This is a genomic window from Gaiella sp. (genome assembly GCF_035710885.1).
In the GTDB taxonomy this organism is placed as follows: Bacteria; Actinomycetota; Thermoleophilia; order Gaiellales; family Gaiellaceae; genus Gaiella.
Genome location: NZ_DASTCS010000024.1, coordinates 21,571 through 47,044, shown reverse-complemented (window position 1 = coordinate 47,044; position 25,474 = coordinate 21,571). Strand labels below are relative to the sequence as shown.

Here is a 25,474-nt window from a genome sequence, read left to right as displayed (position 1 = left end):
GGAGCCCGAGGGCGATCGCAGCAAGGACGCGACTACCCGGCATCCGTCGTCACCCACACCCCGCCGGCGCCAACGACGACCTCGCGGGGCGCACCCTCGATGCCGATCCGCGCCACGATCTCGCCGGATGTGGGGTCGATTCGCGACACCTCCCGGTCCAACGAGCTCGTAACCCACACGCTCCCGTCGCCGACAGCCACGCCGCTCGCGCCACGCCCTACTTCGATCGTCTGAGTACGCCGACCCGTTGTGGGCTCGAGACGCGCAACGACATCGTCCATCGGGCCTGTGACCCAGACGGCTCCCTCGCCGACTGCTATCGACCGTGGGGCGAACGGAAGGGGGGTTGTTCCGAGGATCTCCCCGTTCAGACGGTCGACGCGGAAAACCCTTCGGTCGACCGGGTCGCCCACCACCCAGAGCGCTCCCGCTCCGACAGCCATGTCCCGCATCGCGCTACGCATGGTTTCGGCCGAGCGCCTCCGCTGAGACGGTACGAGGGCGGTCACGAGCACCCTGAGCCTCCCTCCGTCCGTCGAGAGGCGCTGGACGAACGGGCAACCCGCGACCCAGAGCACGCCCTCACCAGCGGCGAGGGAGCAGGCGAGCACCTCGACGCTCGACTCGCGCGTGCCGGTCACGGCGTCGTACCGCGTCACCGTGCCCTCGATGACGGTCTCGCCGTCGCCGGCCACGTAGAGACGGTTCCCGAGCGCGGTGAGATCCCGCGGCTCGCCCGTCGTGGTGAACCGCTGGAGGTCGCCGGTCTCCGTGTCGAGACGCCACAGCGACCCGTCGCGGAAGTCCCCGAGCCAGACGCGATTGCCGCTCGTGGTGACGACACCGGGGGTCGCCGACACGGGATACGACGCCGTCACCTCGTTGGTGCCGGGGTCGATCCGCACGAGCGTCCCCCCGCTGACGGCCGTCGTCGTGCCGTCTCCACGCGTGGCGAGCACGATCCCCGCCGCAGTTGCGGCAGCGAGCACGGCCGCCGCGAAAGCGACGAGCGCGACCCGAAGGCGAGTCAAGGGTCTTCCCTGGACGAGCCCGATCGCCTCCCTCGCCTCTGTCACGAGCTCGCCGCACGTCGTCTGCCGGTCGCCGGGCTGCTTTGCGATGGCACGAGCAAGAACTGGATCGAGGGCCTGGGGCAGTCCTGTGTGTCGCTCGCTCGCCCGAGGCGGATCCTCTTCCAGGTGGGCGTAGACGACCGCGACATCCGAGCCACCGGAGAACGGCAGGGTGCCAGTCAGGGTCTCGAACAGGAGGCAGCCGAGGGCGTAGACGTCGGCCCGGCCGTCGACGCGGTCGCCGCGAATTTGCTCGGGCGCGACGTAGTCGACGGTCCCCATCAGCTGGCCGTCCGTCGGGCCGGTGTCCGAGACGCTCTGGGTGAGCCCGAAGTCGGCCAGGTAGACGTGCTCGCGGCCGCCCTCCTGGTCGAGCAGCACGTTGGACGGCTTCACGTCGCGGTGGACGAGGCCCTTCCGGTGCGCGGCGTCGAGTGCCTCCGCCACCTGGGATGCGATAGCCAGCGCGCGCTCCGGCTCGAGCGGCCCCTCACGGCGCAGAAGCGACTTGAGATCGGTGCCGTCGACGTAGCGCATGGCGATGAACAGCCGGCCGTCGGCCTCGCCTGCCTCGTAGATCGGGACGACGTTGGGGTGATCGAGGCTCGCGGCAAGGCGCGACTCGCGGAGGAGCCGCTCGCGGAAGCCGTCGTCACCGGAGAGCTGTTCCACCAGCAGCTTGAGCGCCACAGGCCGGTCGAGGCGGACGTCGACGGCGCGGAAGACCTCACCCATGCCTCCACGGCCGACGAGCTCGCCGACCTCGTAACCGGCGACGACGTCACCCGCCGCGATGCGCCTTCCTACCGCCACAGCCCCTCCTGCTCGTTGCAGACTGCACGATCGACATCGGCGATGCAACGTTGCCGGCCGAAGCCACCGGGGCTCCGGCCGGCAACGCGTCGCTCATCCCCCCAGCGTGAGGTGGCCCGCGTAGTACGAGCAGCCCGCGTCCGGGTCTTCCTTGAAGTGGAGAACTCCCGTCGCACCCTCGAAGTCGCCGGTGCCCCCCGTGATCGGATGGTGGCAGCGTCCGTGCTGTGTCGCGAACGTCACCGGGTCGAACTTGCCCGAGTACATGTAGGTGAACGCGAGCGTCCCCGAAGGCTCCGACCCTCCGCAGCTCCGGTCACCGTTGGAGTCGAGGCATCCGACGAACTCCTCGGTCCCCGTCGCAGTGACCACGCCGGACGGTGTCACGACGCCGACGACGAACGTCCGGGTGTACCACAGCCCGATCAGCGCGGGACGCCCGCCGCCGTATCCGTCCATCGCGGACACGTCGTCGGCCGGGTCGAACGGGTCTCCGATGTCGACGAGCGTCTGGATACCGTCGACCTGCGACGCACCGGCCGCCGCCGCCGGCCCGGCGGCTCCGAGGACCGCGACAGCCACGAGCCCGACCGCGGCGAGTGTCCATCTCACGTGAAGCTTCATGTCGCCTCCCTTCCCGGCACGGCCCCGCGCCGCGCTTCGCCGCCAGACTCCCGGGAGCGGCTGGAGATCCACTGGACGCCCGCTGGGTACGGTCAGGCAATGCTCGACGAGGCGTTGTTCGCGGCCGCCGTGGCAGAGCTCACGGCCGACGATCCCGACCTCGCGGCGATCGTCGATCGTCACGGTCGGCCCAGCTTCTGGGCGCGCGAGCCCGGCCTCGCGACCCTCGTCCTCCTGATCCTCGAGCAGCAGGTCTCGCTCGCCTCGGCGCGGGCGGCCTACGACCGGCTGGTCGGGCGGCTGGGCGGCCTGACCACGGAGGGAATCCTGCGCTCGACCGACGAGCAGCTCCGAGGGGACGGCTTCAGCCGCCAGAAGGCGCGCTACGTCCGGGCCCTCGCCGGCGCGATCGAGGAGGGGTCGCTCGACCTCGACGCCGTTACCTTGCTCGACGACGAGGCGGCGCGCGCCGCGCTCGTCGCCCTGCCGGGGATCGGGCCGTGGACCGCCGAGGTCTACCTCCTCTCGGCGCTCCGGCGACCGGACACGTGGCCCGTCGGGGACATCGCGCTGCAGGAGGGTGCGCGACGTGCCCGGCGCCTCGAGGCGCGTCCCTCGCCGCACGAGCTCGAGCTGATCGGCGAGGCGTGGCGGCCACACCGGGCGACCGCCGCGCGCCTGCTCTGGCACCTCTACCTGAGCGACCGCACGCGGTAGGCCGCGGCGCGCGCGGAGGACGGTGTCAGACACTGTTTCGCGTCAAGTGGTCCGTTTCGGCCGCGCGCGGTTGTCCCCAGGGCGGCGATCGAGCCGCCGAGGCATGCTGCAACCGGCTGTGGAACGATCGGCACACACCTGGCACGACCTGGGCTTGACAGAAAACGGTGTCTGACACCGATCGACGAGGAGGACGCGTATGCCATACGAGGAGCTGAAGAACCGGCACGCGGCGATGTGGGGGTCGGCTCCTTTCGAGCGCATCGCCGAGACGCTTGCCGACATGCACGAAGCGATCGTCGACGCCGTGCGAGGGGGCTCGGGCGATCGCTGGCTCGACGTCGGGTGCGGCACGGGTGAGCTCGCGTTCATGGCCGCCGAGACCGAGGCGGAGGTGACGGGCATCGATCTCTCTCCGACACTCGTCGAGACCGCCCGCAGGCAGGCTGCGGAGCGTGGCGCCCACGCGCGGTTCGAGGTGGGCGACGTCGAGGCCCTCGGCTATCCGGACGAGAGCTTCGACATCGTCACCTCGTCGGTGGGAGCGATCTTCGCGCCGAACCACCCCGTCGTCGCGTCCGAGCTCGCCCGTGTCTGCCGCGCGGGCGGACGACTCGCGCTCACGGCGTGGGCGACCGAGGGCGGCGTCGACGAGTTCTTCGAGATCATCGGCCGCTACGCGCCACCCCCGCCACCCGGAGCGGGCACGGCCCTGCAGTGGGGTGATCCCGCGTACTGCGAACGGCTGCTCGGAGGCGCGTTCGCGCTGACGATCACGACGCACAACACACCGCAGCACGCGGACACGGGCGAGGAGTTCTGGGAGCTGATGTCGACGAGCTTCGGGCCGATCAAGACCCTGCTGGCGAACCTCCCTCCCGAGCGGGCCGATGCATTCCACGACGAGCTCGTCGGCTACCTGGAGGAACAGAGGACGGACGAGGGCGTCGCCCTCGACCGCGTCTACCACCTGGTCGTCGGCGTGCGGAAGTCGTAGCCCTCAGGGGGCGGCGGCGTCGAGCGCCTCGTTGACGAGGCGGTCGGCGAGCTCGTTGTGCTCACGGCGGACGTGCTCGTAGCTGACGCGACCGACGTCCCGGGCGGCGCGCGACGCCTCGAGGAACAGTGTCTGCAGGTCCCGGTTCTTGACACGGTACTCGCCGCGCATCTGCTTGACCATCAACTCGGAGTCCGAAAGCACCTCGAGCTCCGAAACGCCGGCCTCAGCGGCGCGCTCGAGCCCGGCAACGAGCGCCGAGTACTCGGCGACGTTGTTGGTCGCGATCCCGATCGACTCGCCGCGCGCCTCCAGGACCGTCCCGTCCTCGGTCTCGAGCACGAAGGCGTAGGCCGCCGGCCCGGGGTTCCCTCGCGCCCCGCCGTCCGTCCAGAGGCGCGCCTTCACGCGTCGACGCGTTCATAGACGTCGAAGGCCGGCTCCTCGTACGGGTGGGCGCGGCGGAGGGCGGCGACGACGGCCTCGAGCTTCTCGGCCGGGACGACGGTCTCCACGCGGTACTCGGCGACCCGCGTGTCGCGCCCCGCCTCGCCGACCGTTGGCTTCGTCCCCTCCCCTCCGCGGAACGTACCCTCTCCGAGCGTCGACCAGGAACAGCGCGAGTAGTCGCCGATCCAGCCCGCGCCGGCCACGAACACCGCATCGCGGGTCGAGGAGAGATGCGAGGCCGGGACGAACCACACGAGCTTGTACGACGAGGACATGGCGGCGGACTGTACCCCGGTGGATCACGGGTCGCCGGGTCCCGTCCGTCCTCGTGACCCCGTCGGGTCTCGTGACGAAGGTTGCAAATCGCGGAGGCATCTGGCAGGATCCCGCTCGCCCGAGGCGGTGGCAGGACGGGCAGGGGAAAAGGGGGCATGCGACGTGGGGGGATCGACGAGGAGGCTGTCCTTCGTAGGGGCGGCGCTCGACGCAGGAGCTGCGAGGGCTTCCGATCCGTGGGTCGGGCGGCTCGCTCGGCTCGCCGCAGCGCTCACGCGATGTGACCTGGGTAGCAGCCTGGTTTCCCGACGTGTGCGGCATTCAGCGCACTCGGGCGTCGACCGGCGTCGCGTTTCGGCACCTCGTCCCTGAAGCCACCGCCTCGGGCCCAAGCCCCGCCGCCCTGGCCGAAGCCCGGCGCGCCTGGTTGGATTGAGCCGTGACCGCCGTCGAGGATGAACCGGGGACGTTCGTCCGCCCGGACGGGCGCGAGAAGGTGACCGGTACTGGCCGGTACACGGCCGACCTGACGCTCACCGGCCAGCTCCACGCCGCGTTCCGCTACGCGGATCACCCGCATGCCCGCATCACGCGAATCGACGCGGCGAAGGCGCGCGCACTGCCCGGCGTGCTGGCCGTGCTGACCCACGAGGACGTGCCCGATGTCCTCTACGGAGGCATGGTCGCGGACCGGCGGCTCTTCGCCCGCGAGACCGTCCGCTTCGAGGGGGACATCGTGGCCGGCGTGGCCGCGGTGACGCCCGAGCTCGCGCGAGAGGCCGCCGCTCTCGTGGAGGTCGAGCTCGAGCAGCTGCCCGTCGTGACCGACTTCGAGGCGGCGCTCGCGACGGATTCGCCACTCGTGCACTCCGACTGGGAGTCGTACGAGGGGGACGAGGAGCTCGGCCGGCACCACAACGTCCTCGGGTTCTCGACGATCGTGAAGGGCGACGTCGACACAGCGCTCGCCGCAGCGGACGTCGTCGTACGAGGGAGCTACGTCACCGACCCCGTGCAGGGCGTGCCCATCGAGCCGCGCGCGATCGTGGCGCAGTGGCAGGGCCACCGGGTCACTGTCTGGTCGTCGACTCAGGTCCCGTACGTCGCACGCGCCGGGATCGCCCGCACGCTCGGGATCCCCGAGTCGAACGTGCGGGTGATCGTGCCGCTGCTCGGCGGCGGCTTCGGCGCGAAGTGCGACTTCCACTTCGAGGGGCACGTCGCGGCTCTCGCGCGCGCCGCCGGGAGACCCGTGAAGCTCGTCTTCTCGCGTCACGAGGAGTTTGTCGCCGTCGGCCACCGCCGCGAGGGAATGGTGATCGAGCTCGAGACTGCCGCGCGGAGCGACGGTACCCTGCTCGCTCGCCGGGCGCGGCTCGTGCTCGACAGCGGCGCCTATTGCGGTGAGGGCGGTTTCTTCGCCCAGATGGCGGCAATGCACGCGCACGGGCCGTACGAGCTGGAGACCGTCCAGATCGAGTCGTCGCTCGTCTACTCCAACAACCAACCGTCGTCGTCGATCCGCGCGCCCACGGCGCCGCAGGTCTGCTGGGCCCTCGAGCAGCACATGGACGAGCTCGCGGAAGCGCTCGGGCTCGACCCCGTGGAGCTCCGCCGCCGCACGCTGATCGAGGAGGGCTCGGTGACCGCGACCGGCCAGGTGCTCGAGCGGATCGCGATGAAGGAGACGCTCGACCGCGCCGTGGAGCTGATCGGCGGCGGTGACGGGCTTCCCGAGGACGAGGCGATCGGCGTCGCCTGCGGCTGGTGGCCGTGCTTCGCGGGGAGCTCAGGAGCGTACGTCACGCTGAATCCCGACGGCACCGGCACGATCGTCACGGGCGCGCAGGAGAACGGCACCGGCGCGGTGATGGCGATGCCCACGTACGTCGCCGACGAGCTCGGGATGCGGCCACAGGACTTCTCGCTGCTCTACCAGGACACCGACGCCGCGCCGTGGGACGCGGGCTCCTGCGGCTCGCAGACGACCTTCAACAACGCGCGCGCCGTGATCGCCGCGGCCGTCGACCTGCGGGAGCAGCTCCTCGACGCTGCGTCCGACAAGCTCGAGGCGGCACGGGAGGACCTCGAGCTCGTCTCCGGCTCGGTGCGCGTGAAGGGCTCGCCGGAGAAGGCCGTGTCGGTCGCCGAGCTCGCGGCCGAGGGAACCTTCCACGGGAAGGGCGCCGGCGAGGTCCCCGAGGCGCCCGTGGCCCCCGCCGAGGGGTGCGTCGGACGGCTCGGGAACGAGTCCTTCCACGCGCCGCAGCTGATCGCCCACGCCGCGCACGTCAAGGTCGACCGCGACACCGGCGTCGTGCGCGTCCTGCGCGTCGCCGCCGTGCACGACTGCGGCCGGATCCTCAACCGCGCCGGGGCCGACGGCCAGGTCTACGGCGGCGTCGTGATGGGCGTCGGCCAGGCGCTGACGGAGGGCACGCAGCTGGACGAGCTCGGCAGGCAGCGCAATCCGCACCTCCTGGACTACAAGCTGATCACCGCCTCGGACGCGCCTGCGATCGAGATCGACTGGATCGAGACCGACACGCCGAACGCGGGCCCGAAGGGGTCGAAGGGCGTCGGCGAGCCACCGTGCGTCCCGACCGCGGGAGCGATCGCGAACGCGATCGCCAAGGTGATCGGCGCGCGCGTGCGGCACCTGCCGATGACCCCCGAGCGCGTCTGGGAGGCGGGGCAGTGAGGTCGGTGGCAGTCGGGGGTGTTCGACTGGAAGCGCGTCGCGCACCTCGGTCCCCACACCCGACGTCCGACACTCGGCCGTCCTCGTCGGCAAGGCGATGAGTACGGCGTTCTCCACCGCGACCACGGTCGACGAGGCGCTCGCGGCCCTCGCCGGAGGCGCTCGCCCGGTCGCGGGCGGCACCGATCTCGTCGTCGGCGCGCGGCAGGGGAAGGCGCTGCTGCCGGAGTCGCTCGTCGCGATCCACCGTGTGGCGGAGCTGCGCGGGGTCGAGGACGTGGACGGGGGCCTCCGGCTCGGGCCACTCGCGACCCACGCCGAGGTTGTCGCGCACCGGTCCGTCCGCGAGCGCTTCACGGCGCTGGCCGACGCGAGCGCGATCGTCGGCTCGCACGCCACCAGGGCGCACGGGACGATCGGCGGAAACCTCATGAACGCGTCACCCGCGATGGAGACCGGCGGCCCCCTGCTGTGCCTCGACGCCACGGTGTCGTTGCGCTCCGCCACAGGTACGCGTGCCGTGGCCGTCGGGGACCTGTTCGCAGGACCGGGCTCGACTGTCGCGGCGAGCGACGAGTTGCTCGTCTCGGTCGACCTCCCCCCTCCCGCGCCCGGGACCGGAAGTGCCTACGTCCGCCTCGAGTACCGCCGGCAGATGGAGATCGCGGTCGTCGGCGCGACCGCGGTCGTCGCGCTCGAGGCGGGGACCGTCACCGGTGCACGACTGGCGATCACCGCCCTCGCGCCGACGATTCGACGCGTGCCCGAGGCCGAGGACGCGCTGCTGGGCACGACGGCCGAGGGAGGTGCCGTGACGGCGGCGGCTCGAGCGGCAGCGGACGGGTCCTTCCCCATCTCAGACGTGCGCGCCTCCGAGCGCTACCGCAAGGCGATGGCGGAGGTGATCGCGCGGCGCGCCATCGGCGTCGCGCTCGCACGCGCGCGGGGGCAGGATGTTCCGGTGCCTGCGAGCGGGAGCCACGCGTGAAGGTCGCGGCGACGCTCCGGGTGAACGGGGTCACGTACCCCGTGGAGCTCGAGCCGGGCACGAGCCTGCTCGACGCCGTGCGCGACGACGTCGGCCTGACCGGGTCGAAGGAGGGATGCGACGACTCCGAGTGCGGCGCCTGCATGATGCTGCTGGACGGGAAGCCGGTGAACAGCTGCTCGTACCTCGCCCTGCAGGCCGAGGGAAGCGAGGTGACGACCGTCGAGGGCCTCGCGAACGGTCAGGAGCTGAGCCCGCTCCAGTCCGCCTTCCTCGAGCACGGAGGCGTCCAGTGCGGCTTCTGCACGCCCGGCATGCTGATCTCGGCCACCGCGCTCCTGGCCGAGAGCCCGTCGCCGACCGGGGACGAGGTGCGGATCGCACTCTCCGGCAACCTCTGCCGCTGCACAGGCTACGACGGCATCGTGACGGCGGTGCTCGCGGTGGCAGGCGCGCGCTGAGGCCGTCAGACCGCGCGCGCCGTCTCGAGCAGCCGCTCCACCCGCTCGACGGCGTCCGCATCAGCCAGGCCCCGCAACGTGACCGTCGTCCGACGGCGCAGTACGTCGTCGGCCGTCCCGGCCCACTCGTTCGTCGCGGCGAAGGCCGCCTGCGCGGCGATGTCGGGCCCGTCGGGGTGCAGGCGCTCCAGAAGCGACGGATCCTCCGCTGCGCGCTCGACGACCGCGGCGGCGCGGCTCCCGTAGAGATGCCGGAGATGAGCCTCGACGTCGGGGTCGAGCTCGAGCGCGAACGGCGGCGCCACTCCGACCGCCGCGGGGAGGGGAAACGGCCGGCGGTCGACCTGTCGGAGGCCGAGCGGGCCGCGGACCCTCTCGAGCGCGTCCAGCGCGATCCGGCGGTACGTCGTCAGCTTGCCGCCCGCGACACTCAGCATCCCTCCCGGACCGAGCGAGAAGACCGTCTCGCGGCGCGCGTTGACCGTCGAGCCGTCGCCCAGGGGGAGCACGCGCAGCCCGGCGAACGAGGCGCGCACCGCGCCCGGCTCGAGCAACGACGGGGGCAGCGCCCTCGACGCCTCGGCGAGGATCTGCGCCACGTCGGCGTCGTCGACGTCGACGGCGGCGGGGTCGCTTTCGTAGTCGGAGTCCGTGGTGCCGAGCAGGAGGAGCCCGTACCACGGCACCGCGAACGTCACACGGACATCGTCCTGCGCGATCGTGAGCGCGGCGCGCCAGTCATCCCCACCTGGAACCAGGACGTGCGCGCCCTTGCTGAGTCGCACCGAGGTGCCCGCGCGCGGATCCTCGAGCCGCCGGACGGCGTCGACCCACGGTCCGGCGGCATTCACGATGACGCGCGCGGTGACGTCGACGCTCGATCCGTCGACCGTCACCTCGGCCCCCGTCACCGCGCCTCCGGAGAGTCGCAGCGAGACGACCTTGGCGCGGTTGAGTACCGTCGCGCCCGCCTCGGACGCGGCGAGGACGTTCTCGAGGCAGAGCCGCGCGTCGTTCGTCCAGGCGTCGGCGTAGAGCGCGCACGAGCGGAGGCCCTCGTCGCGAAGCGGCGGGACGAGCTCGCTCGCGCGGGCCGGCTGGACGAGCCAATTGAGCCGCGAGAGCGCCAGCGTCGAGTACAGGATGATGCCGCTTTGCACGAACGCAGGCCTGAACGGGCCCCCGCGGTAGAGGGGGAGCAGGAACGGCAGGCGGTGCACAAGGTGCGGTGCGACGCGCCCGGCCAGGGTGCGCCGCTCGTGGTGTGCCTCGCGCACGAGCCGGACGTCCCCGAGGCGCAGGTAGCGGAGGCCGCCGTGGACGAGCTTCGAGGAGGCGCTGGATGTCCCCGAGCCGAAGTCACCCGCGTCGACGAGCGCCACTGCGAGACCCGCCCGGGCCGCGTGGGCGGCGGTCGCGGCGCCGATCACGCCGCCGCCGATCACCAGCAGGTCGAACGCCGTCTGCGCGAGCGACTCCCGCGCCTCTGCCCGGCGCTCGTCCGGAGCGGAAGTCGCTAGACCGGCCACGGAAAGCCCGTCCCCGCGCGGTGGCGATCGTCGCGCGATCGGGGGGGAACGTTGCCGCCCGGGTTCGTGGCGTGGATGCGCACGGCACCCCGGAGCCCGTCGCCGTCCGGCTGCGGGGGAGAGTCCACCTGGAGAGCCTATTGCAGTGTCGCCGACGGACTCGTACGATCGCCGCACACGGCCCACCAATGGAGGAGATGCCCGTGGAAGACTTTCAGGAGCAGGAGTACGAGTTCCTGCGGCGCCTCGACGAGGAGCGATTCGATCGACGCAAGCTCCTCAAGCGCGGTGTCGCGGCCGGTGCGGGACTGACGATCCTCTCCATGCCGGTCGGTGCCCTCGCGGCGCGCCGTCGGGCGATGGCCAACGCGCCGTTGCGCGGTGGAGCGCTGTCGCTCAAGGAGTGGGTCGCCCAGGCGAAGAAGGAGGGCACGCTGAACACGATCGCGCTGCCCCCGGACTGGGCCAACTACGGCGAGATCATGTCGACGTTCACGAAGAAGTTCGGCATCAAGATCTCGAACGACAACCCCGACGGGAGCTCGGCGCAGGAGAACCAGGCGGTGCGCTCGCTCAAGGGCGACCCGCGCGCCCCGGACGTGCTGGACGTCAGCCCGTCGTTCGCGATCGCCGGCGCCAACGAGGGCCTCTACGCGAAGTTCTTCACGAGGAACTTCAAGAAGGTCCCGCGGGCGATGAAGGACGGCCGCGGCTTCTGGGTCGCCGACTACTGGGGCGTGACGTCGTTCGGCGTCAATACAGCGGTCGTGTCCAACGTCCCCAGGACGTGGGCCGACCTGCTCAAGCCGGAGTACAGGAACAAGGTGGCGCTCAACGGCAGCCCGCTCACCTCGGGGTCGGCACAGGCCGGGGTGGCCGCGGCGGCGCTCGCGAACGGGGGCTCGCTGTCGAACATCGGGCCCGGCATCGACTTCTTTCAGAGGCTGAAGGCGGCGGGCAACTTCATCCCCGTGCAGGCCACCCCCCAGACGATCGCGTCGGGCCAGACGCCGATCACGATCGACTGGGACTACCTCAACCTCGCGTACGGCAAGGAGTTCCCGTCCGCGAAGATCAAGACCTCGATCCCCTCCGACGGCGTCTACGGCGCCTACTACTGCCAGGCGATCAACGCAACCGGCCCGCACCCGTGGGCGGCGCGCCTCTGGCAGGAGTTCCTCTACTCGGACCAAGGCCAGCTGCTCTGGCTGAAGGGGTACTCGCACCCGGCGCTCTTCACCGACATGGTCAGGCGCAAGGTCGTGCCGAAGGCGCTCACGGCCGCGCTGCCGAGCGCCGCCGTCTACGCAAAGGTGAGGTTCGCCAGCCCGGGCCAGAGCACGAGGGCGAAGGATCTGATCGCGACGGACTGGCCCAAGAAGGTCGGCTCGTAGCGCTCTGACCACAACCACTGCGACTCACGACGTGCCCGTCCGGCCGGCCTCATCCGGTCGGGCGGGCAGGCGCCTGCCGCTCGCCTGGCTCGGCGTGCTGCCGTTCTTCGCGTTCACCACGGCGTTCCTGTTCCTACCGGCCGCGAACGTGTTGGTCGGCGCCTTCCAGGACGATGCCGGCGGCGCGACGGTCGACCACGTGCGGAAGCTCTTCGACGAGCCCTACCGCACCGCATTCAAGAACAGCATCGAGGTGAGCCTCGTCACCGCCGGCCTCGGCTCCGTGTTCGGGCTGCTTCTCGCCTACGCCGCCATCCGCGAGGGCACCCCGAGGTTCGTGCGGGCCGGGCTGACGACGTTCTCGGGCGTCGCGGCGAACTTCGCGGGCATCCCGCTCGCAGCCGCCTTCATCGCCACCCTCGGCACGATCGGCGTCGTGACGCAGTTCATGACCAACCAGCTCGGCGTCAATCCGTACGACCACGGGTTCTCGGTCTTCTCGAAGACCGGGATCGAGATCGTCTACCTCTACTTCCAGATCCCGCTGATGGTGCTCGTGATCGCCCCTGCGATCGACGGGCTCCGGCGCGAATGGCGAGAGGCGGCCTCCAGCCTCGGAGCGAGCTCGTGGCAGTTCTGGCGGCACGTGGGGATGCCGATCATGACGCCGTCGATCCTGAGCGCGTTCGTGCTCCTGTTCGGCAACTCGTTCTCGGCGTACGCGACTGCGTACGGGCTGACCGGGGGGAGCGTCGGCCTCGTGCCGGTGACGATCGGCTTCTACCTGAGCGGCAACGTCCTCGACGATCCGCATCTCGGCCAGGCGCTCGCGTTCGGCATGCTCGTCGTGCTCGCGCTGATGATGCTCGCCTACGTGCCGCTCCAGCGCCGCGCGTCGAGGTGGTCTCGGTGACGCCGCGAAAGCACATCGCACCGGGCGCGGTCGTCTGGCTCCTGCTCGGTGCCGCCTACTTCGTCATCCCGCTCGCCGCGACGCTGATCTTCAGCCTCCGGAGCAACCAGACGGGCACGTGCTGCACGCTCGAGAACTACGGCGAGATCCTCCACGACCCGCAGTTCTCGAAGACGATCAAGACCTCGTTCATCCTCTCGCTCGAGACGATCGTCGTCACGCTCCTGCTCCTCGTCCCAACCGTGTACTGGGTGCACCTCAGGCTGCCGAGACTGCGCCCGGTGTTGGGCTTCATCGCGCTCGTCCCGTTCGTCGTGCCGGCGATCATCCTCGTCGTCGGCCTGCTCGACATCTACAAGGGCACGCCCTCCTGGTTCTACGCCGAGCCGTACGGCTTCCTCGTCGGCGCCTACGTGATCCTCGCGTTCCCGTACATGTACTTCTCGCTGGACGCCGGGTTCCGCGCGATCGACGTGCACACGCTCACCGAGGCCAGCCAGAGCCTCGGCGCCCGCTGGACGACGACGCTCGTCCGCGTGATCGTCCCCAACATCAAGGCGTCCGCACTCGCCGGCTCCTTCCTCACGCTCGCGATCGTGATGGGCGAGTTCACCATCGCGAGCCTCGCCGTGTTCGACACGTTCCCGATCTACATCCAGTACATCAACCAGAACAAGGCGTACCCGGCCTCCGCCGTAACCCTGCTCAGCTTCGCGATCACCTGGGCGGCGATGCTCGCGCTCCTCGCCGTGGGGCGCGGGCGCCGGGCGCCGGCCGCCGCCGGAGCGCACTAGCGATGGCCGGCGTCGAGCTGAGGCAGTTGCACCGCCGCTTCGGCGACGTCGTCGCGCTCGACGGCATCGACCTCGAGATCGAGAGTGGCGAGTTCGTCTCGTTCCTCGGCCCCTCCGGGTGCGGGAAGACCACGGCGCTGCGACTGGTCGCCGGCTTCGACAGGCCGACCTCGGGGCGTGTCTTCGTCGAGGGCAAGGACATCACGGACGTGCCGCCGAACCGTCGGGACGTCGGAATGGTCTTTCAGGCGTACAGCCTGTTCCCGAACATGACCGCGGTGAAGAACGTCGAGTTCGGCCTCCGGGTGCGCAAGCACGCACGCGGCTCCCGCAAGGCACGAGCGCTCGAGCTGCTCGAGCTCGTCGGTCTCGGGCACGCCGCCGATCGCTACCCGCACCAGCTGTCGGGAGGGATGCAGCAGCGTGTCGCGTTGGCCCGCGCCCTCGCGATCGAGCCCCGGCTGCTCCTCCTCGACGAGCCGCTCTCGGCGCTCGACGCGAAGGTGCGCATCCAGCTCCGCGAGGAGATCCGGCGCATCCAGACGCGACTCGGGATCACCTCGATCTACGTGACGCACGACCAGGAGGAGGCGCTCTCGATCTCCGACCGCGTGGCGGTGCTGTCGCACGGCCGGATCGAGCAGATCGGCACGCCGAGCGAGATCTACGGCGCGCCTGCGACGCCGTTCGTCGCGGAGTTCGTCGGAACGATGAACCGCATCGAGTCGACGGTCGCCGATCCGGACGACGGCCGCGTGACCTACGACCAGACGTCTCTCGCGGTGGACGCCGTGCGCGGCAGGCCGCGTGGCGAGCGGGTCCTCGTGCTCGTACGACCCGAGATCGTCGAGGTCGAGGCGGCCGGGACAGCTCAGAACGGTCTCGTGGGCGAGGTTGTCTCTCAGACGTTTCTCGGCTCGGTCACGCGGCTTCGCGTGCTCGCCGGTCCGACGGAATGGACCGCCGACCTCTCCGCAGCGCGCGCCGCCGCACTGCCGATCGGCGCCCGGGTGAGCCTGCGTTTTCCGTCGGCGGGCGCGAAGGTTCTCAGCCTCGAGGGCGAGGAGCCGCCCGAGCCGTCAGACGGCTGAGGCGAGGGTTTCGCGCGGGAGCGCGGGCCGGTCGCCGGGATGCCTTGGTCGGCCGACGCGCCGCGGTGCGCGACCACCGGATCATCCGACCAGCGACCTGACCAGCTCGACGTCGATCGCATCGACGATCCCGTCCGCTGCGGCCAGGCGCTCGTCGGGCAGCGTCCCCCGCACCGCGAGGCAACGCAGCCCCGCGCCCTGCGCCGACGCGATGCCCGCCTCCGTGTCTTCGAACGCCACCACGTCGGCCGCTGCGACGCCGTCACCGAGCGCCCGGAGGGCGCGCAGGTATCCCTCCGGGTGAGGCTTGCCGTGCGCCACGTCCTCGGCGGACACGATCACCGCAACGGCATCCGCGAGACCTGCGCCCTCGACGACGGGCTCGATCTCTCGCCGGTAGGCGCCGGACACGATGCCGACCCGGACCCGGTCGGACGCGTGGCGGACGGCCTCGCGAACGTGCATCGGGACCGTGGATCCGTCGGCGCGGCGCCGGTATCGCGCGACGCGCTCGTCGACCAGCGAACGGAGCTCGTCTCCCTCCACTCCCAGCCAGCCGCCGATGATCGCCTCCTCGGTGTTGCCGGCCAGCGCGCCGAAGTACTCCGCCTCGGTGAGTGGGCGACCATGCTCGGCGAACAGCTCCGCGTACAGGGCGTAGAGCACGGGCTCGTCGTGCGAGAGCGTCCCGTTGAAGTCGAATACGAGGGCACGCGCGGCTCTCATCCGGCGCGAGCCTAGTGCGTCGACCGCCCGTTAGTGTCGGCCGCGATGCCGCTCGACGCCTTCGCCCTCGCGCTCGGGTCGGCGTTCCTCCACGCGCTCTGGAACCTGATCCTCGGCCGCGAGCGAGACCCGGAGGCGGCGACGGCGATCGCGCTCTGTGCCGCAGTCGCGGTGTTCGCGCCCGTGGCCGTGCTGCGGTGGGACGCCGATTCCGGGGTCTGGCCCTACGTGGTCGTGACCTCGACGCTGCAACTCGCGTACTTCGCGCTCCTCGCGACGGCGTACCGCCGCGCCGAGGTGTCCGTCGTCTACCCGATCGCGCGGGGGATGGCGCCCGTCCTCGTGCTCGTGTTCGGACTGGCGGTGCTGGGAACCGGTGTCGGGCCGGGGCAGGCCGTCGGAGTCTGCCTGGTCGGCCTCGGTGTCCTCCTCGTCCGCGGCCTGGGTGTGGGGCGAGTCGACGCCCGCGGGGCCGGAGCGGCGTTTGGCCTCGCGGTCGCGTCGTGCATCGCCGCGTACACGCTGGTCGACAAGCACGGTGTCGAGCACGCGGATCCGATCGTCTACCTGGAGCTGGGGATGGTCCCGGCGACCCTGGGGTACGTCGGCTTCCTGCTCGCGACGCGGAGTGGCGCGGCGCGTCTGCGCGCAACGGCAGGGCCTCTGCCGGCGCTCGCCGGCTTGCTCTCCTTCGTCGCGTATGCGCTGGTGCTCGCGGCGCTCCTTCGAGCGCCGGCCGCCGCCGTCGCCGCCGTCCGCGAGACGAGCGTGCTGATCGCCGCGCTCCTGGCGGGACCGCTCCTCGGCGAGGCGGTCGGCCCCGTTCGGCTCGGCGGGGCCGCTCTCGTGGTGGGGGGTGTCGCCCTGATCACGCTGGGTTGAGCCCGCTCGGGGGCGGGGCCCGGCCTCCTACCGGGCGAACGCGGTGCGGTAGATCGCCTCGTAGCCGGCGACGTCCACCTCGCGCGCATTGCCCTGCGTCTGCGGGTCCTCGAATGCGATGCGGGCGAGCATCGGGATCTCGTCCTCCGAGAAGCCGAGCTGCTCCATCGTCGGGATGCCGACGTCGTCGGTGAGGCGGTAGACCTCCTCCACGCCGGCGCGGGCCGCCTCGAGGGCGTCCATGCCGGCCGTGTCCACGCCGAGCCCCTGCGCGATGCGTGCGTATCGCTCGGGCGACGCCGGCGCGTTGTACTCGCACACCGGCCCGAGAACCCGGGCCGTGAGCGCCCCGTGCGGGCAGTCGTGCACGCCGCCGGCGGACTGGCTCATCGCATGCGCGGCGCCCGCGCTCTCCGTCCCGTAGGCCATCCCTCCGAGGGTCGCCGCGTGCGCCATCCGCGTCCGCGCCTCGAGGTTCGAGCCGTCCTCGACGGCTGTACGGAGCCAGCGGGCCACGAGCTCGATCGCATGCAGGGCGACGGCATCGTTGAAAGGCTGGTGGTAGTCGCACGTGAAGCACTCGATCGCATGCGAGAGCGCGTCCATCCCCGTGGCGGCCGTGACGGCCCGCGGCAGCCCGAGCATCAGCTCGGGATCGATCAGCGCCACGTGCGCACCGATCAGCGGCGTGCCGCCTACGTTGAACTTCAGCCGGCGCTCGTGGTCCGTGATCACCGCCCAGAGCGTCACCTCGCTGCCCGTGCCCGCCGTCGTCGGGATCGCGACGAGCGGCGGGATCCGCAGCTCGATCGGGTCCCGGCCCCACTCGTACCGGGCGATGGAGCCGCCGTGGGCGGCGACGACGCCGACCGACTTCGCCGTGTCGATCGGCGAGCCGCCACCGAGCGCCACGAGGCCGTCGCAACCGGCCTCGCGGTATGCCTCGGCGGCCCGGTCCACGAGCGCGATATCCGGATTCGGACGAACCCCGTCGAACACGACCACGTTGTCGAGGTGCGCCAGCACGCGGTCGACGAGGCCTGCCGCGACAACACCCGGGTCCGTGACCAGCATCGGCCGCGTGATGCCGAGTGAACCGAGCTCGCCCTCGAGGCGCGCGACCGCGCCCGGGCCGTGCACGAGCCGGGTCGGGACGCTGACGGCGCGGACGGTGTCGACCTCGACGGGCATGCACTCTCCTCGGATCGTTGGGTCAGGAAGCGGTCGTGGACCCGGAGACGGCCGAGACGGGCCGGTGCAGGCGCGCGCGGCGCCAGCGCTCGGTGTCCTCGACGTCGTTGAACGTGAACACGTGGAAGCCCGCGACCTCGTTCCCGTCGAGCACGGGGCCCAGTCCGTCGAGCAGCGGATCGGGGCTGAAGCCACCCCGCAGGAAACGGCTCGCGAAGCTGCCGTTCTTGCGCAGGAAGCGCAACGAGTCGCCGATCCCGATCCGGGATGAGACGCGCAGCAGCTTCGTGCGGCTCACCACACCTGGGACGCCGACATAGATCGGAAGCCGGATCCCGCGCCCCCAGACGTCCCCGATCCACCGGGCGGTGATACTCGGATCGAAGCAGACCTGGCTCACGATGTAGGTCGCGTGCAGGGCCTTCTCGGCCATCGCGGCGACGGTCGTCTCGTCGTCGATGAACGGATGGCTCTCGGGGTAGCCGGTGATGCCCACCTCCGGGAAGGGCCGGCCAAGCTCGTCGAGCGCCCCGAGCAGGTCGATCGCGCCGTGGAAGCTCCCGCGAGGCTCCTCCGCATCGCCCGCGACGACGAACACGTCGCGCACCCCGTCCTGCCGAAGGCGCTCGACGATCTCCGCGGCCTCCGTCGCGTCCGCGACGAGCCGGGCGGAGAGGTGCGGCACGACCGAGTAGCCCTGGCGGGCGAGCGAGCCGGTCAGCGCGAGGGTCGGCTCGAGGCCCCTGGTCGGCGACGCGGTCACGGTGACGGTGACGTCGCGCGGAACGTGCTCCAGAACCTGCGCCTCGATCCCCTCGAGAGGGATGACCTCGTAGCGCGAGCGCGACAGAAGCGTCGAGATCCGCCCCGCCCGCCCGAGATCTGACGCGACCATCACTCGCTCGCGTCGGGGAAGGACGCCTTGCGCCGGTCGATCCATTCGCGGAGCTCCTCGTCGACCGCCTCGTCGATCGGCGGTGCCTGGTACTCGGCGAGCATGCTCTTCCAGGTCGCGTTCGCGCGGGTCGCCGCGTCGCGGGCACCTTCGCTCTCCCACTGCTCGAAGCTCGAGTTGTCGGCGACCGACGAGCGGTAGAAGGCCTGCTCGAAGTTCGCCAGGGTGTGCGGGTGGCCGAGGAAATGGGTCCCCGGCTCGTTCGTCAGGAACGCGTCCATGGCCTGGCCGTTCTCGGAGAGGTCGACGCCCGGCGCGAACGCGTGCCACATGCCGAGCTGGTCGGCGTCGAGCACGAACTTCTCGTACCCCATCGAGAGGCCGCCTTCGAGCCAGCCGGCCGCATGTAGGACGAAGTTCACACCCGCGAGCATCGTGGGCTGCATCGTATTCGCGGACTCGTAGGCGGCCTGCGCATCGGCGACCTTCGACGCGGTGAGCGCGCCGCCCGACCGGAACGGGACGCCGAGTCGACGTGCGAGCGCGGCCATGACGTAGAGGACGAGCGCGGGCTCCGGCGTCCCGAAGGTCGGTGCACCGGACTGCATCGACATCGAGGAGGCGAAGGACCCCAGCACGACCGGCGCGCCGGTGCGCACGAGCTGGACGTACGCCATCCCCGCGAGGGACTCCGCGAGCGTCTGCGCGCACGTGGCCGCCACTGTGGCCGGGCTCATCGCGCCCGCGAGGATGAACGGGGTCATCATCACCGCCTGGTTCGCCTCGGCGTACGCGCGGGCGGCGCCGAGCATCGTCGCGTCCCAGACGAGCGGGGAGTTCGCGTTGATCAGGCTGAAGACGACCGTGTTGGCGTCGACGAACTCCCGGCCGAACACGATCCGCGCCATCTCGACCGTGTCGCGGGCTCGCTCGGGACGGGTGACCGAGCCCATGAACGGCTTGTCCGAGCACCGGAGATGCGCGTAGATCATGTCGAAGTGCCGCTTGTTCACGGGCACGTCCACCGGCTCGCAGACCGTCCCTCCGGAGTGGTGCAGCCACGGCGACGTGTAGGCGAGCTTGACGAAGTTGCGGAAGTCCTCGATCGTCCCGTACCGCCGCCCGCCATCGAGGTCACGGACGAACGGCGACCCGTACGCCGGGGCGAAGATCGTGCCCTGCCCGCCGAAGACGACGTCGTTCGCCCGGTTTCTCGCGACCTGGGTGAACTGCGTCGGCGCAGTGGCCTGCACGAGCGAGCGGCAGAGCCCGCGCGGGAAGCGCACCCGCTCGCCCTCGACCGACGCACCCGCCGCCGCGAACAGCTCCAGTGCGTCGGGCGCGTCGTGGAACTCGATCCCGACCTCCTCGAGGATCCGGTCGGCGTTCTGCTCGAGCAGGGAGAGCCCCTCCTCCGAGAGCACCTCCAACGGCTGCAGCGCGCGCACCAGGAACGGCACGTGCTCGACGTGCGCGTGCAGGCGCGCCGCCTGGCGCGCAGCGCGCCCCCCGCTCCTGCGGCCACGGGTCTCGGTCATGACGCTCTCCTCTCCGCCGCACGACGCCGCCGCGCAGCCCGATCGGTCGTCACGGTGGCCGTCCACCGCCGTGGGAGCGCGACCTGGGCGCCGAGGCGCAGATACGGATCGACATCGTGGGGGATTGCCATGGCGTTGACGAAGTGCTCCTGGAACCGCGGCTCGACGGCCGTCTCGACCTTCTCGACCCGGCGCACGACCTCCTCGATCTCGGTGCGCGCCGAGCGGTCGACGAGCGCGATCCGCGCGCCGGTGCCGGCCGCGTTCCCGGCCGACGTCACGTGCTCCGGCTCGCAGTCGGGGACGAGCCCGAGCACGAGGGCGTGCACCGGGTCGATGTGCGTGCCGAACGCGCCGGCGAGCCTGATGCGGGGGACGCGGTCGATCCCGTAGCGCTCCATCAGCAGCATGCAACCAGCGTGCAGCGCGCCCTTCGCGAGCTGGATCTGCCTGACGTCGTTCTGGGTGACGCGCAGCTCGGGCTCGCCTGCCTGCAGGACGTAGGCGTACGTCCTCCCGTCCCGCACGATCCGCCCGCTCCGCCCCGCGAGCGACCCGTCGATCGTCCCGTCGGTCGCGATCACTCCGGCGAGATGTAGCTCGGCGATCGCCTCGACGATCCCCGACCCGCAGATGCCGGTCACCCTGACGTCCGCGAACCCGGGCTCGTCCGACCAGGCGTCGCAGCCGATGACCCTGACCCGTGACTCGAGCGTCTCGGGATCGATCCTGACCCGCTCGATCGCCCCCGGGGCGGCGCGCTGGCCGCTGCTGATCTGCGCGCCCTCGAAGGCGGGCCCGGTCGGGCTCGACGCCGCGAGCAGCCGCTCGCGGTTCCCGAGCACGATCTCGGCGTTCGTCCCGACGTCGACGACGAGGGTGACCTCGTCCGAGAGATGCGGCGCTTCGGCCAGGATCACGCCTGCGGTATCCGCGCCGACGTGGCCCGCGATGCACGGGAGGACGTACGCCCGTGCGCCGGGATTCACCGGCAGCCCGAGCTCGGAGGCGTGGAGGCGCAAGCCCGTGTCGAGCGCGAGCGCGAACGGCGCGCCGCCGAGCTCCGTCGGGTCGATCCCGAGGAGCAGGTGGTGCATCACCGGGTTGCCGACGAAGGTCAGCTCGAGGACGTCCGTGCGCTCGACCCCCGCCTCACGACAGAGCTCGGCCGTCAGCTTCGCGACGCAGCCGCGCACGACACGCGTGAGCTCCTTCTCGGAGCCCGCGTTGAGCATCACGTACGACACCCGGCTCATCAGATCTTCACCGAAGCGGATCTGCGGGTTCATCTCACCGGCGGACGCAAGCACGTTGCCCGTGTGCAGGTCGCAGAGGTGCCCCGCGACCGTCGTCGAGCCCACGTCGAAGGCGATTCCGTAGGCCGCGTCGTGGAACTCCGGCCAGATCGCCGTGATCGTGGAGCCGTCGTGAACCGCGACGGTGACGCTCCAGGCGGGTTCTGCTCGCAAATCATGCTGGAGATTGCGCAAAGCGACTGGGTCGATCGAGAGCTCATGCAAGTCCCATTCACGCTCGAGCGCGTCGAGCAGTCGCGCGAGATCACTTCTCGGCGAGGCGAGCTGCGGAGGCTCGACCTCGACGAAGTACAGGCGGACGACCGGGTCGACGGCGATCGAGCGCGCGTCGGCCTCCTTGCGCACGACCTGCCTGTAGACCTGGCTCTCCTGCGGCACGTCGATCACGACGTCCTCGCCGACGAGCGCGGTACAGCCGAGGCGCCGGCCCTCCGCGAGCCCGCGGTCGGCGGCATAGGCCTCCTCCGTCGGTGTCGGCGGCGTCAGCGCGGCACCGGTGCACATGATCCCGTGCTTCGCGTGCTCGCCCTCCGAGACGGTCACCTGGCAGCGCCCGCAGATGCCACGGCCGCCGCAGACCGAGTCGAGGTCGACGCCGAGCCGCCGCGCCGCGTCCAGCACGGACGTTCCGCGCGCCACGCGCCCGCGCCTCCCGGACGGGGTGAAGACGACGAGCGCCCGGGGCGTGGCTTCAGCCTCGCCCCTCTTCGTTTCGCTCTCCTGCCGAGGGCTCATGCCTCGGCGCTTGCCCTTCGCCCGTCGCGCCCGCCACGTCGGCCCCCTTGCCTGCCGGTCGCCGCACCGTCGCCGTTCCGGGCGATCCACGAGGCGCAGTGCGGGTCGTTCCCCATCAGCACGTCGGCGGCCTTGATCGCCTGGAGCATCTCGCCATGGAGCGGGCTCGTGATGGCCGACGTGAGCCCCGAGGCGATCGCCATCGGCAGGAACGCCGCGTTCAGCCCGGTGCGGTTCGGGAGCCCGAAGCTGACGTTCGACGCGCCGCACGTCGTATTCACGTGGAGCTCGTCTCGCAGCCGCCGCAGGAGCCGGAACACCTGGCGCCCGGCCGACCCCATGGCGCCGATCGGCATCACGAGCGGGTCGACGACGACGTCCTCGCGTCGGATCCCGTGATCCTCGGCGCGCGACACGATCCTGCGTGCGACGTCGAAGCGGACGTCCGGGTCCTCGCTGATCCCGGTCTCGTCGTTCGTGATCGCGACGACGGCGGCGCCGTGCCTCGCCACCAGCGGAAGCACACGCTCCATCTGCTCGTCCTCCCCCGTCACGGAGTTCACGAGCGGCTTCCCGCCGTACGCCGCCAGCCCTGCCTCGAGCGCCTCGACGATCGACGAGTCGATCGAGAGAGGGACATCCGTGATCGACTGCACGAGCTGCACCGTGTGCGCGAGGATCGCCGGCTCGTCGGCGAGCGGGATGCCCGCGTTGACGTCGAGCATCTGGGCTCCGGCCTCGACCTGCGCGAGCGCGTCGGCGACGACGGTCTCGAAGTTGCCGGCCGCCATCTCCGCGGCGAGCGCCTTGCGCCCGGTCGGATTGATGCGCTCGCCGATCACGACGAACGGGCGGTCGAAGCCGATCACGACCTCCCTGGTCGACGAGGAGAGCAGCGTCTCGGTCACCCGCTCTCCCTCCCGCTCGCTCGCACGAGCCGCTCCAGCACGTCCTCCGAGTACGCAGCGTCGAGCCGTTCGAGCTCATGCGCCACCTCCGCCTCGAGGTCGTCGCCGCAGGCTCGCTGCACGCGCCGCCACTCCTCCAGGTACGCGTCGCTCCCGGTCAGCCCGGCGCGCATCGCCGCGGCGTCGATCGCTTCCTGGAACCGTGCCGGAAGCTCCCCCGCCGCGCGCGAGCGGCCCTCCTTCGCCTTCACCTGAGCCGGGATGTCCCTCCACCAGATCACCGTCAGCTCAGGCACGTGCCGGCTCCCGGACGAAGCGCGTGAGCGACGGGACCAGCTCGCCGTACCCTGTCCGGCGCCGCTCGTACGCGAGGCCGAGGAACGCAGCCGCGTCCTCGGCGCTCCTGTCGAGCGCCGGGTCGTCGGTCTGGGCGAGGTAGACGAGCCGCCGGTAGTTGCCGAACATCATCGTCTTGAGCTCCGGGTGCCTGTCGATCCCGAGGCCCCGGACGACGAGCGCGTCGAAATGGCGTGCGAGGAAGTCCGTGAGGTAGAAGGTCGCGGGCTGCTGCTCCTGCATCGCGTCCCAGGCGTCGTTCCCCGCAAGGAACCCGTAGCAGTGCGCCCCCGGCAGCCGCTCGACGTCGTGTCGATCCAACACGAGGTCGAGCGCGCCGCCTGTCCCGCAGTCGGCGTACGCGACGAACACGCGCCCGTAGCGCCCCGACAGCTCCGCAAGCTTCGCGTCGACCGCGCCGGGGATCCGGTCGGGTGTCGAATGGAGCCTTGCAGGGAGGCAGCGGACGTCGACGTGCGTCCAGCCGTTGAGCGAGATCACGGCGAGCACCTCGCGTGCGATCGCGCCGCAGGCGAGGACGAGCACGCGGGCCTCTGCTGCGGCGCCGGCGAACGCGACCTCGTCCTCGAGGAGCGGCTCGATCACGACGCGGTGACCGACGAGCGGCGCGCCAGGACGAGCGCCTGAGCCGTCTCGGCTGCGACCGCCGCGTCCCGGCAGTAGGCGTCCGCGCCGATCGCCTTGCCGAACTCCTCGTTGAGCGGCGCGCCGCCCACGAGCACGATCACGTCGTCCCTGATCCCCTGCTCGCTGAGCGTGTCGATGACGACCTTCATGTACGGCATCGTCGTCGTGAGCAGCGCGGACATGCCGAGGATCTCCGGCTTGTGCTCCTCGAGCGCGGCGAGGTAGCTCTCGACCGCGTTGTTGATCCCGAGGTCGATCACCTCGAAGCCGGCGCCCTCGAGCATCATCGCGACGAGGTTCTTGCCGATGTCGTGGATGTCGCCCTTGACCGTGCCGATCACGACCTTCCCCATCCGGTCGGCGCTCGACTCGGAGAGCAGCGGCCGCAGCACCTCCATCCCCGCCTTCATCGCGTTCGCGGCGAGCAGCACCTCGGGGACGAACAGGATCCCGTCGCGGAAGTCGATGCCGACGATCCGCATCCCCTCGACGAGCGCCTCGGTGAGGGTCTTCTCCGCCGACCAGCCGCGCTCGAGCAGGATCTCGGTTCCCTCGGCGATCTCGGGGGCGAGCCCGTCGTAGAGGTCGTCGTGCATCTGCTTGACGAGCTCCTCGTCCGGAAGAGACCCGAGATCGATTTCCTCGTCACTCACGCGACACCTCGCTTTCGGTCGTCGTGTCCCAGGAGCGTTGAGAGGACCCGTGCCTCGGTCAGCACGAGACGGCCGAGCTGCTCGAGCAGGCCGCGCCCGAGCCGCACCGTCGGGCCCGAGATGCTGAGCGCCGCGATCACGGCGCCGGAGCCGTCGCGGACCGGGGCGGCGACCGCCCAGAGGCCCGGCTCGAGCTCCTCGACCGCTGTCGCATAGCCGCACGCCCGGACCTCCTGGAGGCCGAGCTCGTCGGCGGCCGGCCTCGTCCGCGGAGCGAGCGGCTCGAGCGGCCCGGTCGGGACGGGGAGCGCGTCGAACGCGTAGAAGACCTTGCCGAGCGCGGAGCCGTGCGCGGGCACACGCCGTCCGACCCAGTTCGTGGAGCCGAGGAAGTGGCGGCTGTCACGCTGGTCGAGCAGCTCGACCGCCCCGAGCGAGGGCACGCCGATGTTGATCGTCTCGCCGCTCGCCTGGGCGAGGCGGTCGAGCGCTTCCGCCGCGAGCTCGACGAGCTCTGCGTCGCCGGTCTCGCGTCGTGCGAAGCGCTGGAGCACGGCTCCCGGCACGAGGCGGCCGGCGCCGTCGTCGCGCTGGATCAGCCCCTGGCGCTCGAGCGCGCCGACCAGACGAGACGCCGTGCTCTTCGGCAGGCCGAGCCGCAGCGAGAGCCCCCCGACCGTCGGCGGATCGGCCGTTTCGAGCACGTGTACGAGCACCTGCGCGGCGCGGTCGATCGACTGCGTACCCGTCGGTGTGGAGGTCGGTCGGCCCATGGGGTGGAACGGTCGTTCCACCATGTGATTCTACGACGTCGGTGCAGCGGCG

25 protein-coding genes are annotated in these 25,474 nt (G+C 71.2%); 10 read left to right on the top strand and 15 right to left on the bottom strand.

Annotated elements, in window-relative coordinates:
• Nucleotides 1-32 precede the first annotated feature (32 nt).
• Together VFO26_RS05435 and VFO26_RS05430 are read right to left on the bottom strand one after the other, a co-directional pair.
• Nucleotides 33-1,886, bottom strand: coding sequence for a protein kinase domain-containing protein (locus tag VFO26_RS05435; RefSeq protein ID WP_325113887.1), 1,854 nt, complete (start codon nt 1,884-1,886; stop codon nt 33-35).
• A gap of 93 nt (nt 1,887-1,979) precedes the next feature.
• Complete coding sequence (locus tag VFO26_RS05430; RefSeq protein WP_325113886.1) at nt 1,980-2,510, bottom strand: hypothetical protein; 531 nt, start codon at nt 2,508-2,510, stop codon at nt 1,980-1,982.
• Between the two features lie 99 nt (nt 2,511-2,609).
• Between VFO26_RS05430 and VFO26_RS05425 the strand changes: the two genes are divergently transcribed.
• Together VFO26_RS05425 and VFO26_RS05420 are read left to right on the top strand one after the other, a co-directional pair.
• The gene (locus tag VFO26_RS05425) at nt 2,610-3,227 is read left to right on the top strand and encodes a hypothetical protein (RefSeq protein ID WP_325113885.1); all 618 of its coding nucleotides are present in this window, start codon (nt 2,610-2,612) and stop codon (nt 3,225-3,227) included.
• Between the two features lie 199 nt (nt 3,228-3,426).
• On the top strand, nt 3,427-4,224 hold the full coding sequence (locus VFO26_RS05420; protein WP_325113884.1) for a class I SAM-dependent methyltransferase: 798 nt from the start codon (nt 3,427-3,429) through the stop codon (nt 4,222-4,224).
• A 3-nt stretch (nt 4,225-4,227) separates the two neighbouring features.
• Here the strand turns inward: VFO26_RS05420 and VFO26_RS05415 are convergent, their stop codons facing one another.
• Together VFO26_RS05415 and VFO26_RS05410 are read right to left on the bottom strand one after the other, a co-directional pair.
• Complete coding sequence (locus tag VFO26_RS05415) at nt 4,228-4,632, bottom strand: ribonuclease HI family protein (protein WP_325113883.1); 405 nt, start codon at nt 4,630-4,632, stop codon at nt 4,228-4,230.
• On the bottom strand, nt 4,629-4,949 hold the full coding sequence (locus tag VFO26_RS05410; protein ID WP_325113882.1) for a hypothetical protein: 321 nt from the start codon (nt 4,947-4,949) through the stop codon (nt 4,629-4,631). The genes VFO26_RS05415 and VFO26_RS05410 overlap by 4 nt, the downstream gene beginning before the upstream one ends.
• Before the next feature lie 440 nt (nt 4,950-5,389).
• Here VFO26_RS05410 and VFO26_RS05405 point away from each other — a divergent pair, with 440 nt between their 5' ends.
• From VFO26_RS05405 to VFO26_RS05395, 3 genes are all read left to right on the top strand, one after another.
• Nucleotides 5,390-7,651, top strand: a complete 2,262-nt coding sequence (locus VFO26_RS05405; RefSeq protein WP_325113881.1) for a xanthine dehydrogenase family protein molybdopterin-binding subunit — start codon at nt 5,390-5,392, stop codon at nt 7,649-7,651.
• A 97-nt stretch (nt 7,652-7,748) separates the two neighbouring features.
• Nucleotides 7,749-8,639, top strand: coding sequence for an FAD binding domain-containing protein (locus tag VFO26_RS05400; RefSeq protein WP_325113880.1), 891 nt, complete (start codon nt 7,749-7,751; stop codon nt 8,637-8,639).
• Nucleotides 8,636-9,100 (top strand): (2Fe-2S)-binding protein, encoded by a 465-nt coding sequence (locus VFO26_RS05395; protein ID WP_325113879.1) that lies wholly within the window; start codon nt 8,636-8,638, stop codon nt 9,098-9,100. The genes VFO26_RS05400 and VFO26_RS05395 overlap by 4 nt, the downstream gene beginning before the upstream one ends.
• Before the next feature lie 5 nt (nt 9,101-9,105).
• Here VFO26_RS05395 and VFO26_RS05390 read toward each other — a convergent pair whose 3' ends face one another.
• Nucleotides 9,106-10,629 (bottom strand): glycerol-3-phosphate dehydrogenase/oxidase, encoded by a 1,524-nt coding sequence (locus VFO26_RS05390; RefSeq protein ID WP_325113878.1) that lies wholly within the window; start codon nt 10,627-10,629, stop codon nt 9,106-9,108.
• A 203-nt stretch (nt 10,630-10,832) separates the two neighbouring features.
• Between VFO26_RS05390 and VFO26_RS05385 the strand changes: the two genes are divergently transcribed.
• Genes VFO26_RS05385 through VFO26_RS05370 form a run of 4 tightly spaced genes read left to right on the top strand, consistent with a single transcriptional unit; the run spans nt 10,833 to nt 14,821 of the window.
• Complete coding sequence (locus VFO26_RS05385) at nt 10,833-12,023, top strand: extracellular solute-binding protein (RefSeq protein WP_325113877.1); 1,191 nt, start codon at nt 10,833-10,835, stop codon at nt 12,021-12,023.
• A gap of 31 nt (nt 12,024-12,054) precedes the next feature.
• Nucleotides 12,055-12,936, top strand: a complete 882-nt coding sequence (locus tag VFO26_RS05380; RefSeq protein WP_325113876.1) for an ABC transporter permease — start codon at nt 12,055-12,057, stop codon at nt 12,934-12,936.
• The gene (locus tag VFO26_RS05375) at nt 12,933-13,730 is read left to right on the top strand and encodes an ABC transporter permease (protein ID WP_325113875.1); all 798 of its coding nucleotides are present in this window, start codon (nt 12,933-12,935) and stop codon (nt 13,728-13,730) included. Before VFO26_RS05380 ends, VFO26_RS05375 begins: the two co-directional genes overlap by 4 nt.
• 2 nt (nt 13,731-13,732) lie before the next feature.
• Nucleotides 13,733-14,821 (top strand): ABC transporter ATP-binding protein, encoded by a 1,089-nt coding sequence (locus VFO26_RS05370; RefSeq protein ID WP_325113874.1) that lies wholly within the window; start codon nt 13,733-13,735, stop codon nt 14,819-14,821.
• Between the two features lie 81 nt (nt 14,822-14,902).
• Here VFO26_RS05370 and VFO26_RS05365 read toward each other — a convergent pair whose 3' ends face one another.
• On the bottom strand, nt 14,903-15,547 hold the full coding sequence (locus tag VFO26_RS05365) for an HAD family phosphatase (protein ID WP_325113873.1): 645 nt from the start codon (nt 15,545-15,547) through the stop codon (nt 14,903-14,905).
• Nucleotides 15,548-15,592: 45 nt separating this feature from the next.
• Here VFO26_RS05365 and VFO26_RS05360 point away from each other — a divergent pair, with 45 nt between their 5' ends.
• Nucleotides 15,593-16,429 (top strand): DMT family transporter, encoded by an 837-nt coding sequence (locus VFO26_RS05360; protein WP_325113872.1) that lies wholly within the window; start codon nt 15,593-15,595, stop codon nt 16,427-16,429.
• A 27-nt stretch (nt 16,430-16,456) separates the two neighbouring features.
• On the opposite strand, the gene VFO26_RS05355 is transcribed toward VFO26_RS05360, so the two are convergent.
• Genes VFO26_RS05355 through VFO26_RS05315 form a run of 9 tightly spaced genes read right to left on the bottom strand, consistent with a single transcriptional unit; the run spans nt 16,457 to nt 25,443 of the window.
• Nucleotides 16,457-17,620, bottom strand: a complete 1,164-nt coding sequence (locus tag VFO26_RS05355) for an iron-containing alcohol dehydrogenase (RefSeq protein ID WP_325113871.1) — start codon at nt 17,618-17,620, stop codon at nt 16,457-16,459.
• Nucleotides 17,621-17,642: 22 nt separating this feature from the next.
• The gene (locus VFO26_RS05350; protein WP_325113870.1) at nt 17,643-18,515 is read right to left on the bottom strand and encodes a methylenetetrahydrofolate reductase; all 873 of its coding nucleotides are present in this window, start codon (nt 18,513-18,515) and stop codon (nt 17,643-17,645) included.
• On the bottom strand, nt 18,515-20,053 hold the full coding sequence (locus VFO26_RS05345) for a trimethylamine methyltransferase family protein (protein WP_325113869.1): 1,539 nt from the start codon (nt 20,051-20,053) through the stop codon (nt 18,515-18,517). Before VFO26_RS05345 ends, VFO26_RS05350 begins: the two co-directional genes overlap by 1 nt.
• Complete coding sequence (locus VFO26_RS05340) at nt 20,050-22,104, bottom strand: ASKHA domain-containing protein (protein WP_349259046.1); 2,055 nt, start codon at nt 22,102-22,104, stop codon at nt 20,050-20,052. The genes VFO26_RS05345 and VFO26_RS05340 overlap by 4 nt, the downstream gene beginning before the upstream one ends.
• The gene (locus VFO26_RS05335) at nt 22,101-23,012 is read right to left on the bottom strand and encodes a dihydropteroate synthase (protein ID WP_325113867.1); all 912 of its coding nucleotides are present in this window, start codon (nt 23,010-23,012) and stop codon (nt 22,101-22,103) included. The genes VFO26_RS05340 and VFO26_RS05335 overlap by 4 nt, the downstream gene beginning before the upstream one ends.
• Nucleotides 23,009-23,308, bottom strand: coding sequence for a virulence factor (locus tag VFO26_RS05330; protein WP_325113866.1), 300 nt, complete (start codon nt 23,306-23,308; stop codon nt 23,009-23,011). The genes VFO26_RS05335 and VFO26_RS05330 overlap by 4 nt, the downstream gene beginning before the upstream one ends.
• Complete coding sequence (locus tag VFO26_RS05325; RefSeq protein WP_325113865.1) at nt 23,301-23,954, bottom strand: DUF1638 domain-containing protein; 654 nt, start codon at nt 23,952-23,954, stop codon at nt 23,301-23,303. Before VFO26_RS05325 ends, VFO26_RS05330 begins: the two co-directional genes overlap by 8 nt.
• Nucleotides 23,951-24,649, bottom strand: coding sequence for a B12-binding domain-containing protein (locus VFO26_RS05320; protein WP_325113864.1), 699 nt, complete (start codon nt 24,647-24,649; stop codon nt 23,951-23,953). The genes VFO26_RS05325 and VFO26_RS05320 overlap by 4 nt, the downstream gene beginning before the upstream one ends.
• Nucleotides 24,646-25,443 (bottom strand): IclR family transcriptional regulator, encoded by a 798-nt coding sequence (locus tag VFO26_RS05315; protein WP_325113863.1) that lies wholly within the window; start codon nt 25,441-25,443, stop codon nt 24,646-24,648. Before VFO26_RS05315 ends, VFO26_RS05320 begins: the two co-directional genes overlap by 4 nt.
• Nucleotides 25,444-25,474 lie beyond the last annotated feature (31 nt).

Bases quoted from the DNA above. Each gene is read 5' to 3' on its own strand.
- VFO26_RS05430 (WP_325113886.1), bottom strand. From the start codon at position 2,510: ATGAAGCTTCACGTGAGATGGACACTCGCCGCGGTCGGGCTCGTGGCT.
- VFO26_RS05425 (WP_325113885.1), top strand. From the start codon at position 2,610: ATGCTCGACGAGGCGTTGTTCGCGGCCGCCGTGGCAGAGCTCACGGCC.
- VFO26_RS05420 (WP_325113884.1), top strand. From the start codon at position 3,427: ATGCCATACGAGGAGCTGAAGAACCGGCACGCGGCGATGTGGGGGTCG.
- VFO26_RS05410 (WP_325113882.1), bottom strand. From the start codon at position 4,949: ATGTCCTCGTCGTACAAGCTCGTGTGGTTCGTCCCGGCCTCGCATCTC.
- VFO26_RS05400 (WP_325113880.1), top strand. From the start codon at position 7,749: ATGAGTACGGCGTTCTCCACCGCGACCACGGTCGACGAGGCGCTCGCG.
- VFO26_RS05370 (WP_325113874.1), top strand. From the start codon at position 13,733: ATGGCCGGCGTCGAGCTGAGGCAGTTGCACCGCCGCTTCGGCGACGTC.
- VFO26_RS05365 (WP_325113873.1), bottom strand. From the start codon at position 15,547: ATGAGAGCCGCGCGTGCCCTCGTATTCGACTTCAACGGGACGCTCTCG.
- VFO26_RS05360 (WP_325113872.1), top strand. From the start codon at position 15,593: ATGCCGCTCGACGCCTTCGCCCTCGCGCTCGGGTCGGCGTTCCTCCAC.
- VFO26_RS05355 (WP_325113871.1), bottom strand. From the start codon at position 17,620: ATGCCCGTCGAGGTCGACACCGTCCGCGCCGTCAGCGTCCCGACCCGG.
- VFO26_RS05350 (WP_325113870.1), bottom strand. From the start codon at position 18,515: ATGGTCGCGTCAGATCTCGGGCGGGCGGGGCGGATCTCGACGCTTCTG.
- VFO26_RS05345 (WP_325113869.1), bottom strand. From the start codon at position 20,053: ATGACCGAGACCCGTGGCCGCAGGAGCGGGGGGCGCGCTGCGCGCCAG.
- VFO26_RS05340 (WP_349259046.1), bottom strand. From the start codon at position 22,104: ATGAGCCCTCGGCAGGAGAGCGAAACGAAGAGGGGCGAGGCTGAAGCC.